This is a genomic window from Plantibacter sp. T3 (assembly GCF_902506515.1).
In the GTDB taxonomy this organism is placed as follows: Bacteria; Actinomycetota; Actinomycetes; order Actinomycetales; family Microbacteriaceae; genus Plantibacter; species Plantibacter auratus.
Window position 1 is genome coordinate 2253116 of record NZ_LR733286.1, and the last position, 13276, is coordinate 2266391.

A 13276-nucleotide genomic window follows, 5' to 3' on the forward strand; every position below is an offset into this window, starting at 1 on the left:
CCTTGGCGGGGGCCTGTCGTCGTTCCTGGGGTCGGAGGGGTACCGACGGGCTGCTAACCTGGGAGTCCAGAGGCCGCCACCACCCGGGAGACCTGCATGGCGACAATCCTGCTTGTTTTTGCTGCGATCGCCGTCGCCACGCCCACACTCACTCGAGTGCTGTCGACGAAGGTCTTCTACGTCATCGCGTGTATGCCGGCGGCGGCATTCGTCTGGACGCTCTTCCAAACCGGCACGGTCACGGCCGGCGGCACGGTCGTCGAGACGATCGAGTGGATCCCGCAACTGAGCATCGCGCTCTCGTTCCGGATGGACACGCTCGCCTGGCTGCTGTCTCTCGTCGTCACCGGCGTCGGTGCCCTCGTGCTGCTCTACTGCGGCCGCTACTTCTCCTCGACCGAGCCTGGCCTCGGTCGCTTCGCCGCGCTCCTCTTCGCCTTCGCCGGCACGATGTTCGGCCTCGTGACCGCCGACGACATCATCGTCATGTTCATGTTCTGGGAGATCACGAGTGTGCTCTCCTACCTGCTCATCGGGCACTACACCGATCGCAAGGAGAGTCGCGGTGCCGCGCTCCAGGCGCTCCTGGTGACGACCTTCGGCGGGCTCGTCATGCTCGTGGGCGTCATCATGATCTCCGTGCAGGCGCAGAGCACCTCGCTCGCCTCGATCGTCGAGCAGGGTCTGACCGGCCCCGCGACCACCGTCGCCATCCTCCTCATCCTCGTCGGCGCGATCTCGAAGTCGGCGCTCGTGCCGTTCCACTTCTGGCTGCCGGCCGCGATGGCCGCACCGACGCCCGTGAGCGCATACCTGCACGCTGCGGCGATGGTGAAGGCCGGGATATACCTCGTCGCGAGACTCGCTCCCGGTTACGCCGACACCCCGGGTTGGGACGCGATGCTCGTCGGCCTGGGCGTCCTCACCATGGTCGCCGGTGCCTGGCGGTCGCTGCGTCAGTACGACCTCAAGCTGGTCCTGGCCTACGGGACGGTGAGCCAACTCGGATTCCTCATGGTCATCTCGGGGTACGGCACCCGCGATTCGGCCCTGGCCGCCGTCGCGCTCCTGCTCGCCCACGCCATCTACAAGGCGGCGCTCTTCCTCGTCGTCGGCATCATCGACCACCGCGCTGGGACGCGTGACTGGAGGCATCTCTCCGGTCTCGGGCGTCAGACGCCGGTGCTCGCCGTCATCGCGGCGATCGCGGTCGCGTCGATGGCCGGCATCCCACCGCTCTTCGGGTTCGTCGCGAAGGAGGCCGTCTTCACCTCGCTGCTGGAGGGCGCGCTCGAGGGCGACGTGTGGGGTTGGATCGCGATTGTCGGGACCGCCGTCGGGTCCGTGTTGACCGTCGCGTACAGCGCCCGGTTCCTCTGGGGCGCCTTCGGAGACCGGCGCGGCGCCGCGCCGACCGAACTGCATGCCGAATCCGGAACGATCATGATCGCGCCGGGCATCCTCGCCGTCGCGACCATCGCTCTCGGCTTCGCGACGAAGCCCATCGATACGGTGCTCGCGCCCTACGCGGACTCCGTGGGGGAGGGCGACTACCACCTCGCGCTCTGGCACGGCCTCGAGCCGGCGCTCGGCATCTCGGCCGTCGTCGTGCTGCTCGGTCTGCTGCTCTTCCGCTGGAGGCTCCCGGTCGCGCGTCTGCAGGACCGCCTGCCACCCCTCATCGACTCCTCGAAGGGGTACTGGGCGGCGACCCAGGGCATCGACCGGCTCTCCGCGAAGGTCACCCTGTTCGCCCAGCGCGGCGGGCTCGTCCAGTACCTGTCCACCATCCTCGTGGTCTTCGTCCTGACCCTCGGCACGATCGCCCTCCTCGGGCGCGCCTGGCCGAGTGGGATCCGGCTGTGGGACTACCCCGCCCAGGTGGCCATCGCCTTCATCATGGCGACCGCGGCGATCGCGGCCGCCCGGGCGAAGCAGCGCATGGCCGCCGTGCTGCTCGTCGGCGTCACCGGCTTCGGGCTCGTCGCGCTGTTCGCCCTGCACGGCGCTCCCGACCTCGCGCTGACGCAGGCCCTCGTCGAGACGATCACGATCGTGGTGTTCGTCCTCGTGCTCCGCCGACTCCCGGCCAAGATCGCCCAGCGGAACGCCCCGGTCCACCGCGTCCGTCGGGTCGTCATCGGCACGCTGACCGGCCTGGTCATGGGGCTCATCGGGGTCATCGCCCTCGGCGCTCGACAGGCCGAGAGCATCGCGACCGAGCTACCCAGGCTCGCCGTCGAGGAGGGCCACGGCAAGAACATCGTCAACGTGATGCTCGTCGACATCCGGGCCTGGGACACCATGGGCGAGATCTCCGTGCTCGTCGTGGTGGCCACCGGTATCGCGAGCCTGCTCTTCGTCTCACAGCGGGGCGCCGAGGTCCCACGCCTCAGCGGTGCGCGGCGTCGACGGATCCCGGGCCTCCGATCCCAGGTCGTGTCGGACCCCCACCTCGCGGACAGCGAGATGGAAGCACCTCGCGACGCGGTGGGGCGGCACTCATGGCTCATCGGTGGCCGGGCGATCGCCGAGGCGAACCGTTCGATCCTCCTCGAGGTCCTCGTGCGGCTCCTCTTCCACCCGGCGATCGTCGTCTCCGTCTTCCTGCTCTTCGTCGGCCACAACGAGCCGGGCGGTGGCTTCGCCGGCGGTCTGCTCGCCGGCCTCGCGCTCGTGATGCGGTATCTCGCCGGCGGACGCTACGAGCTCGGCGAAGCCGTGCCGATCGACGCGGGCAAGGTGCTCGGCGTCGGACTGCTGCTCGCGGTGGGGACGGCCGTCGGTTCCCTGTTCTTCGGTGGTGAGGCGCTCCAGTCCGCGTACTTCTCGGCCGACGTCCCGATCCTCGGGCACCTCTCGTTCGGCACGTCCAGCATCTTCGACATCGGCGTCTACCTCGTCGTCGTCGGACTGGCGCTCGACATCCTGCGCAGCCTCGGGGCCGAAGTCGACCGTCAACAGGAGGAAGCCGACATCGACGAGCAGAGTACGGACGAGTTCTCGGCGAGTGAGGCCGAGCAATGAGCGCCTCACTGACCCTCGTCGTCCTGATGGCCGTCATGTACGGCACCGGGGTGTACGTCATGCTCGAGCGGAGCCTCACCAGGTTCCTCATCGGGTTCGTGCTCGTCGGCAACGCGACGAACCTCCTCATCCTGATCATGAGCGGCCCGAGCGGCACCGCACCGCTCGTCACGGGCACCGCCTCCGACGACCGCATGGTCGATCCGGTGCCGCAGGTGCTCATGCTCACGGCCATCGTCATCAACTTCGGTGTGACCGCCTTCATCCTGGCGCTCATCTACCGGACCTGGTGGTTGGCACAGCTCGGCGACGAGGGCGACACCCTCAGCGACGAGCACGCAGACGACACCGAGGCGGCGACGGAGGCGGTCTTCAACCAGGTCGACCTGGACGACGAGGCCATCCAACGGGTCCTCGACGAGAGCAACGAGCACGGCGACGACAGTCACACGACCAGGAAGGGGGCAGGCGAATGAACGCACTCGTCCCGCTCGTGGTCATGATCCCGCTGATCGGTTCAGCGATCGCGCTCATGTTCCGCAACCGCCGCAAGACGCAGGTGGCGATCAGCGTCGTCGCGCTCACCGCGGTGACCGTGATCAGTGCGATCCTGCTCGCGGCCGTCGACCAGAGCGGCACGATCGTCGTCGAGCTGGGCGGCTGGTCCCCGCCGTGGGGGATCGTGCTCGTCGTCGACCGGCTGTCCGCGATCATGCTGCTCGTCGCAGCCCTGATGCTGCTGGGCGTCCTCATCTTCGCCATCGGTCAGGGCATCGTCGACGGCGACCGCGAGACGCCGGTGTCGATCTTCCACCCGACGTACCTGGTCCTGGCGGCCGGGCTGTTCGACGCCTTCGTCGCGGGCGACCTCTTCAACATGTACGTCGGCTTCGAGATGCTCCTCGCCTCCAGCTACGTCCTCCTCACCCTGGGCGGCACCGGAGCGCGGATCCGCGCCGGCGTCACCTACATCGTCATCAGCCTCATGTCGTCGCTGCTCTTCGTCGCCGCGATCGCCCTCATCTACGGCGCGACGGGCACGGTGACGATCGCCCTCGTGGCAGACCGCGTGCGCGACCTGCCGATGGAGGTGCAGGCGATCCTCTGCGCTGCGCTGCTCCTCGGGTTCGCGGTGAAGGCGGCGGTGTTCCCGCTGTCGTTCTGGTTGCCCGACTCCTACCCGACCGCGCCGGCGCCGGTCACGGCGGTGTTCGCGGGCCTGCTGACGAAGGTGGGTGTGTACGCGATCATCCGGACCGACACGCTCATCTTCAAGGACGTGCCGCTGGCGACACCGTTGATGGTCATCGCCTTCCTGACCCTGCTCATCGGCATCTTCGGCGCGGTCGCCCAGGCCGACATCAAACGACTGTTGTCGTTCACCCTCGTGAGCCACATCGGCTACATGATCTTCGGCATCGCCGTCGGCGGGGTCGCCGGGACCGCCGCGACGATCTACTACATCGTCCACCACATCGTCGTCCAGACCACGCTGTTCCTCACCACCGGTCTCGTCGAGCGGATCGGTGGGACGACCTCCATCTCCCGCCTCGGCGGTATCCTGAAGGCCTCGCCGATCGTCGGCGTGCTGTTCTTCATCGGAGCGATGAACCTCGGCGGCATCCCGCCGTTCTCGGGCTTCCTCGGCAAGATCGGGCTGTTCCAGGCGGGTGTCGCCCTGGGCGACCCGCTGTCGTACATCCTCATCGCCGCCGGAGCCGCGACCTCGCTCCTGACCCTGTACGCCCTGGCGCGCGTGTGGAACATGGGCTTCTGGCGTGGGAAGGACGAGGTCGCCGGATACTCCTCGCCGTTGCTCGACCAGCTCGCGGAGAGCCCCGAGGACTCTGGCTCGGTCGACACCAAGACCATCTCGCGCCCGATGATCGGCGCCACGACCGGCATGGTCGCGTTGACCCTCGCCCTGACGGTCTTCGCGGGGCCGCTCTTCGGACTGGCCACGCGCGCGGCGGAGAACATCGAGGACCCGGACAACTACATCACCGCGGTCTTCCCCGACGGAACGGAGCACCTGAAGTAATGCAACCGTCACGTCGTCGCGCCCTGTTCAGCCAGGCCCTCCTCCTGGCCGGACTCATCCTGCTCTGGTGTCTCCTGTGGGGGATGTTCGACCTGCTCACCCTCGTGACCGGCCTCGGGGTCGCGTTACTGGTGTCGTTCCTGTTCTACCTGCCGGCCGTCGAGCTGAGCGGCCGCATCAACCTCTGGCGGACCGCGATCTTCCTGGGCAAGCTCCTCGTCGACATCGTGCGGGCGAGTGCGGAGATCGCGTGGCTCGTCCTCAAGCCGAGATTCCGGTCCAGTAACGCGGTGATCGCGGTCCGTCTGCGGACGACCTCCGACCTCATCATGAGCTGGACGGCCGAGGCGGTCTCGATAGTCCCCGGCTCGATCGTGGTCGACCTCGACCGCACGGCCTCGACGCTCTACCTGCACGCGTTGAACGTGCACGACGACGCCGACATCGACGAGGTCGTCGCCGAGGTCCTCGGAACGGAGCGACGGCTCATCCTCGCGATCGGTTCCCGCGCCGAGGCGGACGCCCTCCGCCACGACCATGACCACGTCTCGATCGGAAGGGGGCAGTGATGCTCGTCGTGATCATCATCGTCTCCGTGCTGTTCGGTGCCGCGGCCCTCGCAGCGGTCTACCGGATCATCCGCGGGCCGAGCCTCCTCGACCGCGTGATCGCCTCCGACGTGCTCGTCGCCACCGTCATGTGCGCGATCGGGGCCGAGATGGCGATCAACCGTCACACGGACGGCCTGCCGGTCCTCCTGGCGCTCGCGATGTTCGCGATCGTCGGCTCGGTCAGCGTCGCGCGCTTCATGTCGAAGCAGGACGACGCATGACCGGCGAGCTGATCCGCGACATCGTCACCGGTGCCCTCGTGCTCGTCGGTGCCATCATGTGCTTCGCCGCCGGCGTCGGTCTCCTGCGCTTCCCCGACGTGTTGTCCCGCCTGCACGCGGCGACCAAGCCGCAGATCCTCGGGCTCATCGCGATCATGGCGGACGTCGCCGTCTCGAGCCCGACGGTCGGGACGATCACGATCGCGATCGCGATCATCGTGTTCCAGAGCCTCACCGCGCCGATCTCCGCGCACATGGTCGCCCGGGCGGCGTACCGGAGCGGCAACTTCGACGCGGCCGTCCTCGTCCGCGACGAGCTCGCGGGACGCGAAGAACTCGGCGAGGAACGACATCCCGGCCACACGCCCGAATAGCGGCACAATGTCCCCATGGGAATGCTCATCTACGGGTCCGGCGACGAGTACGAGATCGAAGACCGCGCGCTCGCGCACCTGAAGGCCGTCATCGGGGCGAAGCTGCGCCGACAGGAGAGTTTCTTCCTCAGCTGGGCGAACGATCCCGAACACGGTTCGGGACGACGGTCGCTCTGGTTGTCCCCGAGCATCCCGCTGCAGTTCCGCTTCTTCGGGAGCCGCCCGCCGGAACTCAACCGCGCGTGGCTCGAGGTCCTCTCGGATTCATCGCACACCCCGCGAGGGCTGCAGCTCATCCCGGAGTCCGATGTCGAGGGGTACCTCGCGGGGAACGGAGCGCCGCGCGACGCGGGCACCGAGTCTCATGACCAGGATCACGGCTAGGACGGGTCGTCCGTCCCCACGAGCAGGACGCGCAGCGCTGTCTCCGGTGAGCCGCGACCGTCCGGAGGGATCGTCTCGCCGTGCGTATAGCGATCGACGACCCGCGGGTCGACGTAGCTGGACTTCGCGATCGCCGGGGTGTTGCCGAGGACCGCTGCGGCGTCGCGCATGGCCTGTGCGAGGACCTTCGAGCGTGCCGTCTTACTCTGTACGGGTCCGGCCTTCGCCAGGCTCTCCGCGGCCGCGACGGTGCCGTGCAGCGTCCGGAAGTCCTTCGCGGTGAACTCGCCGTTCGTCTGCGCCCGGACGTAGTCGTTGATCTGGCTCGCCTGGAGGTGACGCCAGCGGTTCCTGTCCTTCCAGGCCAGGAGGCGGGCGTGCGGTCCACGGCGCTTCAGGGAGCGGATGAGCGAGGCCAGATCGGCGTCGACGATGTCGGACTCCCAAGGCTGTCCGCTCTTCGCCGGGAACTTCAGCGCGACGGTGTCGCCGCTCACACGAGCGTGCGCTCCCTCGAGGGTCGACAGGCCGTGACTGCCGTTGGCCTCCGTATACTGCTCGCCGCCCACGCGCAGGGAGCCGGTGTCGAGCATGCGGAACGCGCCGGCTGACACCCGTGCCAGCGGGTATCCCTCGAGCCGGAGGTCCCGGGTGACCCGACCTCGCGCGGCAGGGAGCGCCTCTGCGAGGGCAAGGGCGCGGTCGAACTTGCTCCGGTCCTGACGCTCGCGCCAGGACGGGTGGTAGAGGTACTGCCGTCGCCCGGCTGCATCGATCCCCGTCGCCTGGATGTGTCCGTTCGCGTAGGGGGTGATCCAGACGTCGTTCCACGCCGGAGGGACCACCAGGCCGTCGATCCGTGCCCGGATCTCCTGATCGTCGAGGAGCGAACCGTCCGGCATTCGATAACTGAAACCGCGCCCGGATCGAACCCGTCGGATGCCCTGTCCGTTCACGTCGCTGCGCCTCAGTCGTACCATCCGCCCAGGGTACGACGCGGTCGGATCCCGCTCGGCGGGCTTGCGCGGTGCCGTGCGCTCGTGTCAGCCGACGGGTGGCAGCTCGGCGAGGAAGGCGTCGTGCAGGCGCCCGTTCGTCGCGAGGGAGCTCCGCGTGGAGATGGTCTCGATGCCGTCGATGTCCGTGAAGCGGCCGCCGGCCTCGAGGACGATCGGCACGTGGGCGCCCAGGTCGTACTCCTGCACGCCGAATTCGGCCACGGCGTCGATCGAGCCCTCGGCGAGCAGCATGTAGGGCCACATGTCACCGATGGCCCGATCGCGCCACAGGGAGCCGCACAGGGCCAGCAGCTGGGGGATCCGCCCGACCGAGGCCCACTGCGCGATGCTCTGGAAGCTGAAGGACGCGTCGGCGAGGTCGGAGACCCCCGAGACGGACAATCGGCGCGGGGTGGCCTCGCCGAACCGGATGCCCCACGCACCGTGCCCGATGGCACCCCACCAGCGGGCGTGCATGGCGGGTGCGCTCACGACGCCGACGACAGGCACGCCGTCGACGGCGAGGGAGATGAGCGTCGCCCAGTTCGAGACACCGCGGAGGAAGTTCGCCGTCCCGTCGATCGGGTCGATGATCCACTGTCGATCCGTCGGGCCCTGCGCGCCGTACTCCTCACCGAACACGCCGTCGTCCGGGCGCTCGGTCTCGAGGATGCCGCGGATGGCGCGTTCGACGGCGAGGTCGGCGTCCGTGACGTGCGAGCGGTCCGGCTTGGTGGAGACTTCGAGGTCGCGAGCCTCGAAGCGGTCCATCGCGATGCGGTCGGCCGCGTCGGCGAGCCGGAGTGCGAGATCGAGGTCGGCGGGGGAGACGGTCACGGGTTCGGTCACCTCTCCAGGATAGGGTCGCGCGGGCCGGATCGAACGACGCTCGAGGGGCTGAAGACGTGCCTCCGCGACACGCCGACCGGCTCGATTTCGCACCCGGGCCAGTTGGGTGCTAGTGTCATATCTCGGTTCGGAACACTCCGAAACCACGCACCTCTAGCTCAATTGGCAGAGCAACTGACTCTTAATCAGTGGGTTCCCGGTTCAAGTCCGGGGGGGTGCACCACACCAGCAACGGCCTCGTCCTCGGACGGGGCCGTTCTGCGTTTCGGCTCGACTCGCGTTCGAGCTTGCGGCCCGACGAATCGCTCCGGAGACGTTTCGCGACAGCTCCCGTCCGATTCGCGTCATCGGGACGGAGTCGGGCTCAGGCATGAGACGCTGGAACGGTCGGCAGCATGGCGGGATCGGGTCCTGCCCTTGCCGGCGAAAGCCTCCGCGTGGTCACCCCACTGTGCGGAGCAGAGCGACGGTCGGGCATTCGTGCCCACCAGCGCCGTGACGCCTCATCGATTCGGGTTCGATGAGGCGTCATGCCCGCTCAACCGCCCGGTACGACGAAACGGCCGTCCACTCCGGTGGACGGCCGTTCTCGACGTACGATGCCGGTCAGGCGACCGAGCTGCGGCGCGCGGGCACCGGGTTGACGAGGCTCGCGTCGATGAACTCGGGTTCGGCCCAGACGGTGATGGGGTAGTGCTGCGGCTCGAGGAGGGTTCGCTCGACGAGCGTCGGCTCAGTGTCGTCAGCCGCCGCCTCGATCGTCTCGGTGAGGGCCGCAGGTTCCTCGGCGACGGTCGGCTCGATGGCTTCGACGGCCTCGACCTCGCCGGCGGCGTCGACCGCGGACTCCTCCTGGCCACGAGACCAGAGCCGCCATCCGCGCGCAGGAGCGGCCTCGGCACGGACCGTCACCGCAGCCTGCTCGAGGTCGATGTCCGTCGCGATGTCGTGGGCGAGCTGCTGGGCGTAGACCTCGTGGAAGATCTCATCGCCGGAGCTCGGGGTGCGGCGCGACAGCACCCAGGCACCGTTGGCGCCGAGCTCGCTCGCCAGTCGAGCGTGGACGAGGTCGAACAGCTGCTTCTCGGTCAGCTTCGATGCGGAGACTGGTGCTGCGTGGCGTCGGCGACCGAACATGGCGGGCCCTTCATCGAAAGCGGATCATCCGTGAGGCTGGACTGCCTTCATTGTCGATCACGAGGCGCGGAACGACGCGGAGACACGCGGGTGAGCGCCCCAATTCTCGGGTTCTCCGGGCGCTCGTGGTAGCGCGGTCGGCGCGACCTCAGCGGCCGATCTCAGCCTGCTTGCTGTCGTCGAGCACCGAGCTGATCGCGAGGGCGAGCGAGATGCCCCAGCTCACCCAGAGGAGGGCGAGCTTCCAGTCCCGCGGTCCCTGTCGGGTCGCCTGGAGGGCGGAGATCCCGCCGAAGACCGTGGAGATCATGCTGCCGTTGAAGAGGAATTTGCGCATGACTTCACGCTAGCCGGTAGGGGAGGCCCCCCGCATCCGGGCTTTCCTTCGGGTTCTCGCCTGTGCTAGCGAATGCACGCTTCGCGAAGGCCAGTGAGGCGCGCAGCTGGCTGAGGCGGAGCGCGTCGCCACCCGTCGCGGGCAGGTGCACCTCCGCGACGATGCTTCCCGACCAGTCCGCCGCGCGCAGCAGCTCGAGGACCTCGGCGACCGGCTGCTCACCGTCGCCCGGGAGGAGGTGCTCGTCGAGGAAGGCACCGCGCGGCGACGGTGCGGTCCCGTCGCACAGGTGCACGTGGCGGAGGCGGCCGCCATAGCGGGTCGCGATCTCGAGCGAGTCCTCACCCGCGAGGGCCGCATGGGAGAAGTCGAGCGTCAGGGCGGCGCAGGCGAGCGGGGCCGGGTCGTAGCCGAAGGCGAACGGCTGCACCCGGAGCCCGCGGCTCTGGAAGCACGCCATGTTCTCGACGGCCAGCTCGAGTCCGTGCGTCTCGCTCAGCTCGGCGACGAGGTCGACGAAGGCGCGCGCGTAGCGCCGCTGCCAGCGGAACGGCGGGTGGACGACGACGGTCGACGCGCCGACGGCGGCGGCGAGCTCGGCCGAGCGGCGGAGCTTCTCCCGATGGTCGCGGCCCCAGACGAACGCGGTCCGGGTCAGGACCGGCGCGTGGATCGAGAGGATGTCGAGCCCGGTCTCGGCGGCGAGGGCGCGGAGGGCGTCGGCGTCCTGCGTGACGCGGTCCTGGGTCACCATGACCTCGACGCCGTCGTAGCCGGCTTCGGCGGCCAACTCGAACGCGCGCCGGGTTCCCAGCGGGTAGACGCAGGAGGTGCTCATGCCATGGCGGATCATCAGCGCAAGCATATGCTCGCCGTCTGAACACGCGGTTTCGCCATGCGGAACGCTGCTAGCCTGAACAGCGAACCCGAGTACCCCGGGAGGGCCATCATCACCAGATATTCCGCGCCTGACGGCGGATCAGCGTCGACCTTCGACTTCATCGTGGTATCCAACCGGCTGCCGGTCGACCGCGTCGTCGATGCAGACGGCGCCGAGAGCTGGCGGACCTCACCCGGTGGACTCGTGACCGCCCTCGAACCCGTCATGCGCGGTGCCGACGGCGCCTGGATCGGATGGGCCGGCTCCGCCGACCTCGAGATCGAGCCGTTCGACAACGACGACATGTGGATCATCCCGGTCCCGCTGTCCGAGGACGAGATCGCCCGCTACTACGAGGGCTTCTCGAACGACACCATCTGGCCGCTCTACCACGACGTCATCGCTCCGCCGAGCTACCACCGCGAGTGGTGGGACTCCTACGTCGCCGTGAACCGACGGTTCGCGGAGGCGGCCGCAGCGGCCGCGTCCGACGGCGGGACCGTCTGGGTGCAGGACTACCAGCTGCAGCTCGTGCCGAAGATGCTGCGTGAGCTGCGACCCGATCTCACGATCGGCTTCTTCAACCACATCCCGTTCCCGGCCTACGGCATCTACTCGCAGCTCCCATGGCGACGCCAGATCATCGAGGGACTGCTCGGCGCCGACGTCATCGGCTTCCAGCGCGTTGCGGACGCGGGCAACTTCTCCCGGGCGGTCCGCCGCCTGTTCGGGTACGAGACGAAGGGGGCCGCGATCCAGGTCCCGCTCGATGCGGCACTCGTGTCGGTCACGACGGACGCGGCACCGGTCGCCTCGAAGCGTGGCGCCCCGTACCGCACGGTGATCGCCCGGCACTTCCCGATCTCGATCGACAGCAAGGGGTACCAGGCCCTCGCGCAACGCCCCGACATCATCGCCCGTGCCAAGCAGATCCGCGAGGAGCTCGGCAACCCGGAGACGATCATGCTCGGCGTCGACCGCCTCGACTACACGAAGGGCATCGGGCACCGACTCAAGGCCTTCGGAGAGCTCCTCGCACAGGGCAAGCTCGCGGTCGAGGACGTCACGCTCGTCCAGGTCGCCAGCCCCAGCCGCGAACGCGTCGAGACGTACCGTCAGCTCCGCGACGACATCGAGCAGACGGTCGGCCGGATCAACGGCGACTTCGGCACCATCGGCCACACCGCGATCCAGTACCTGCACCACGGGTACCCCCGCGAGGAGATGGCTGCCCTCTACCTCGCCGCCGACGTCATGCTCGTCACAGCCCTGCGCGACGGCATGAACCTCGTCGCGAAGGAGTACGTCGCCGCTCGCTACGACAACGACGGCGTCCTCGTGCTGAGCGAGTTCGCCGGCGCGTCCGACGAGCTGAAGCAGGCCCTCAAGATCAACCCGCACGACATCGAGGGGATGAAGTCGGCGATCCTCCAGGCCGTGCACATGACGAAGGCCGAGCGTGGTCGTCGCATGCGGGCGCTGCGCAAGCGCGTCATGGAGTACGACGTCGCGCGGTGGTCGGCGTCCTTCCTCGACGAGTTGCAGCGTGTGCGTGACCAGTCACCGACCATCGAGCAGGGGAGCACCACCCAGTCATGAGCACCACCGACGAGCCCACCGACACCCTCGGGGGGCTTCCCCTCGGACTGCGTGCGGAACTCCGCCGCCTGGCCGACGTCCCGAAGCTCCTGGTGGCCCTGGACTTCGACGGCACGCTGGCCCCCGAGGTCGACGACCCGGACCAGGCGCGGGCGCTGCCCGCGGCCCGCAAAGCAGTGTTGGCGCTGATGGACCTGCCCGGGACGCGCGTCGCACTCGTGTCCGGGCGCGCGATCGACAGTCTCGTGGCGGTGGCCGAGCTGCCCGACCACGCCCTGTTCGCCGGCTCGCACGGCGTCGAGATCCGTCTCGACAACCCCGACGACGCCCTCGCCCTCGACGACGAGGAACGCGAACAGCGGGAGACCCTCCAACGGATCCTCCAGGACGTCGCGGAGGGTTACGATAATGTCTGGATCGAGCGGAAGCCGGCAGGGTTCGCCCTGCACACGAGGCTCGCCAGTGAAGAAGACTCCAGGATCGCCCACCTCGAAGCACTCGCCCACACCAAGGACGAGTTCGGCGCCCTGACGGTTCGAGAGGGCAAGAACGTCCTCGAGTTCTCGCTCAGGAGCGCGACCAAGGGCGAAGCCGTCGAACACCTCCGGCGGTACACCAAAGCAGATGCCGTGTTCTACGCGGGCGACGACGTCACGGACGAGGACGCGTTCGGCGCACTCGGCCCCGGCGACCTCGGGGTGAAGAGTGGCACCGGCGTGACCGCCGCCGACTTCAGGGTCGAAGGACCCTCCGAGATCGCGCGCGTCCTCGGCATGCTCGCGGAATATCGAAGCAACAAGGAAGCCGTAGACTCTTAA

The 13276-nt window shown here is 68.6% G+C and carries 14 protein-coding genes and 1 tRNA gene; 10 read left to right on the top strand and 5 right to left on the bottom strand.

Going from position 1 to position 13276, the window contains the following annotated elements:
* The first annotated feature begins 96 nt into the window (after positions 1-96).
* The 7 genes from GV015_RS10795 to GV015_RS10825 are packed head-to-tail and all read left to right on the top strand — an operon-like array spanning position 97 to position 6658.
* Entirely contained in the window at positions 97-3027 is a 2931-nt protein-coding gene (locus tag GV015_RS10795) for a Na+/H+ antiporter subunit A (protein WP_159878316.1), read from the top strand.
* Positions 3024-3503 (top strand): NADH-quinone oxidoreductase subunit K, encoded by a 480-nt coding sequence (locus tag GV015_RS10800; RefSeq protein WP_079705596.1) that lies wholly within the window; start codon positions 3024-3026, stop codon positions 3501-3503. The genes GV015_RS10795 and GV015_RS10800 overlap by 4 nt, the downstream gene beginning before the upstream one ends.
* The gene (locus tag GV015_RS10805) at positions 3500-5068 is read left to right on the top strand and encodes a Na+/H+ antiporter subunit D (protein ID WP_079705597.1); all 1569 of its coding nucleotides are present in this window, start codon (positions 3500-3502) and stop codon (positions 5066-5068) included. The genes GV015_RS10800 and GV015_RS10805 overlap by 4 nt, the downstream gene beginning before the upstream one ends.
* Positions 5068-5637, top strand: coding sequence for a Na+/H+ antiporter subunit E (locus GV015_RS10810; RefSeq protein ID WP_085510573.1), 570 nt, complete (start codon positions 5068-5070; stop codon positions 5635-5637). The genes GV015_RS10805 and GV015_RS10810 overlap by 1 nt, the downstream gene beginning before the upstream one ends.
* The gene (locus GV015_RS10815; RefSeq protein WP_064296237.1) at positions 5637-5900 is read left to right on the top strand and encodes a monovalent cation/H+ antiporter complex subunit F; all 264 of its coding nucleotides are present in this window, start codon (positions 5637-5639) and stop codon (positions 5898-5900) included. Before GV015_RS10810 ends, GV015_RS10815 begins: the two co-directional genes overlap by 1 nt.
* Entirely contained in the window at positions 5897-6274 is a 378-nt protein-coding gene (gene mnhG / locus GV015_RS10820; protein WP_085510575.1) for a monovalent cation/H(+) antiporter subunit G, read from the top strand. Before GV015_RS10815 ends, mnhG begins: the two co-directional genes overlap by 4 nt.
* A gap of 15 nt (positions 6275-6289) precedes the next feature.
* Entirely contained in the window at positions 6290-6658 is a 369-nt protein-coding gene (locus tag GV015_RS10825; RefSeq protein ID WP_137241917.1) for a hypothetical protein, read from the top strand.
* Here the strand turns inward: GV015_RS10825 and GV015_RS10830 are convergent.
* Both GV015_RS10830 and GV015_RS10835 read right to left on the bottom strand, forming a co-directional pair.
* Positions 6655-7638 carry a DNA topoisomerase IB gene (locus tag GV015_RS10830; RefSeq protein ID WP_159878318.1) on the bottom strand — a complete coding sequence of 328 codons (984 nt, stop codon included), beginning with the start codon at positions 7636-7638 and terminating at the stop codon, positions 6655-6657. The genes GV015_RS10825 and GV015_RS10830 overlap by 4 nt on opposite strands.
* Before the next feature lie 63 nt (positions 7639-7701).
* Positions 7702-8505, bottom strand: coding sequence for an inositol monophosphatase family protein (locus GV015_RS10835; RefSeq protein WP_236555403.1), 804 nt, complete (start codon positions 8503-8505; stop codon positions 7702-7704).
* 147 nt (positions 8506-8652) lie between these two features.
* Between GV015_RS10835 and GV015_RS10840 the strand changes: the two genes are divergently transcribed.
* Positions 8653-8728, top strand: a tRNA-Lys gene (locus tag GV015_RS10840).
* 383 nt (positions 8729-9111) lie between these two features.
* On the opposite strand, the gene GV015_RS10845 is transcribed toward GV015_RS10840, so the two are convergent.
* The 3 genes from GV015_RS10845 to GV015_RS10855 all read right to left on the bottom strand — a co-directional run bounded on the left by GV015_RS10845 (position 9112) and on the right by GV015_RS10855 (position 10832).
* A complete protein-coding gene (locus GV015_RS10845; RefSeq protein ID WP_159878320.1) occupies positions 9112-9642 on the bottom strand; it encodes a hypothetical protein in 531 nt (176 codons plus the stop codon).
* Between the two features lie 148 nt (positions 9643-9790).
* The gene (locus GV015_RS10850; protein WP_079705603.1) at positions 9791-9979 is read right to left on the bottom strand and encodes a hypothetical protein; all 189 of its coding nucleotides are present in this window, start codon (positions 9977-9979) and stop codon (positions 9791-9793) included.
* Positions 9980-9983: 4 nt separating this feature from the next.
* Complete coding sequence (locus GV015_RS10855; protein WP_159878322.1) at positions 9984-10832, bottom strand: sugar phosphate isomerase/epimerase; 849 nt, start codon at positions 10830-10832, stop codon at positions 9984-9986.
* Between the two features lie 42 nt (positions 10833-10874).
* Between GV015_RS10855 and otsA the strand changes: the two genes are divergently transcribed.
* Complete coding sequence (gene otsA / locus GV015_RS10860; RefSeq protein ID WP_079705604.1) at positions 10875-12458, top strand: alpha,alpha-trehalose-phosphate synthase (UDP-forming); 1584 nt, start codon at positions 10875-10877, stop codon at positions 12456-12458.
* Positions 12455-13276 (top strand): trehalose-phosphatase, encoded by an 822-nt coding sequence (otsB, locus tag GV015_RS10865; RefSeq protein WP_079705605.1) that lies wholly within the window; start codon positions 12455-12457, stop codon positions 13274-13276. The genes otsA and otsB overlap by 4 nt, the downstream gene beginning before the upstream one ends.

What these genes read in the sequence shown, in the direction of transcription:
- GV015_RS10795 (WP_159878316.1), top strand. Translation starts at nt 97, where the DNA reads ATGGCGACAATCCTGCTTGTTTTTGCTGCGATCGCCGTCGCCACGCCC.
- GV015_RS10800 (WP_079705596.1), top strand. Translation starts at nt 3,024, where the DNA reads ATGAGCGCCTCACTGACCCTCGTCGTCCTGATGGCCGTCATGTACGGC.
- GV015_RS10805 (WP_079705597.1), top strand. Translation starts at nt 3,500, where the DNA reads ATGAACGCACTCGTCCCGCTCGTGGTCATGATCCCGCTGATCGGTTCA.
- GV015_RS10810 (WP_085510573.1), top strand. Translation starts at nt 5,068, where the DNA reads ATGCAACCGTCACGTCGTCGCGCCCTGTTCAGCCAGGCCCTCCTCCTG.
- GV015_RS10815 (WP_064296237.1), top strand. Translation starts at nt 5,637, where the DNA reads ATGCTCGTCGTGATCATCATCGTCTCCGTGCTGTTCGGTGCCGCGGCC.
- mnhG (WP_085510575.1), top strand. Translation starts at nt 5,897, where the DNA reads ATGACCGGCGAGCTGATCCGCGACATCGTCACCGGTGCCCTCGTGCTC.
- GV015_RS10825 (WP_137241917.1), top strand. Translation starts at nt 6,290, where the DNA reads ATGGGAATGCTCATCTACGGGTCCGGCGACGAGTACGAGATCGAAGAC.
- GV015_RS10830 (WP_159878318.1), bottom strand. Translation starts at nt 7,638, where the DNA reads ATGGTACGACTGAGGCGCAGCGACGTGAACGGACAGGGCATCCGACGG.
- GV015_RS10845 (WP_159878320.1), bottom strand. Translation starts at nt 9,642, where the DNA reads ATGTTCGGTCGCCGACGCCACGCAGCACCAGTCTCCGCATCGAAGCTG.
- GV015_RS10850 (WP_079705603.1), bottom strand. Translation starts at nt 9,979, where the DNA reads ATGCGCAAATTCCTCTTCAACGGCAGCATGATCTCCACGGTCTTCGGC.
- GV015_RS10855 (WP_159878322.1), bottom strand. Translation starts at nt 10,832, where the DNA reads ATGATCCGCCATGGCATGAGCACCTCCTGCGTCTACCCGCTGGGAACC.
- otsA (WP_079705604.1), top strand. Translation starts at nt 10,875, where the DNA reads ATGCGGAACGCTGCTAGCCTGAACAGCGAACCCGAGTACCCCGGGAGG.
- otsB (WP_079705605.1), top strand. Translation starts at nt 12,455, where the DNA reads ATGAGCACCACCGACGAGCCCACCGACACCCTCGGGGGGCTTCCCCTC.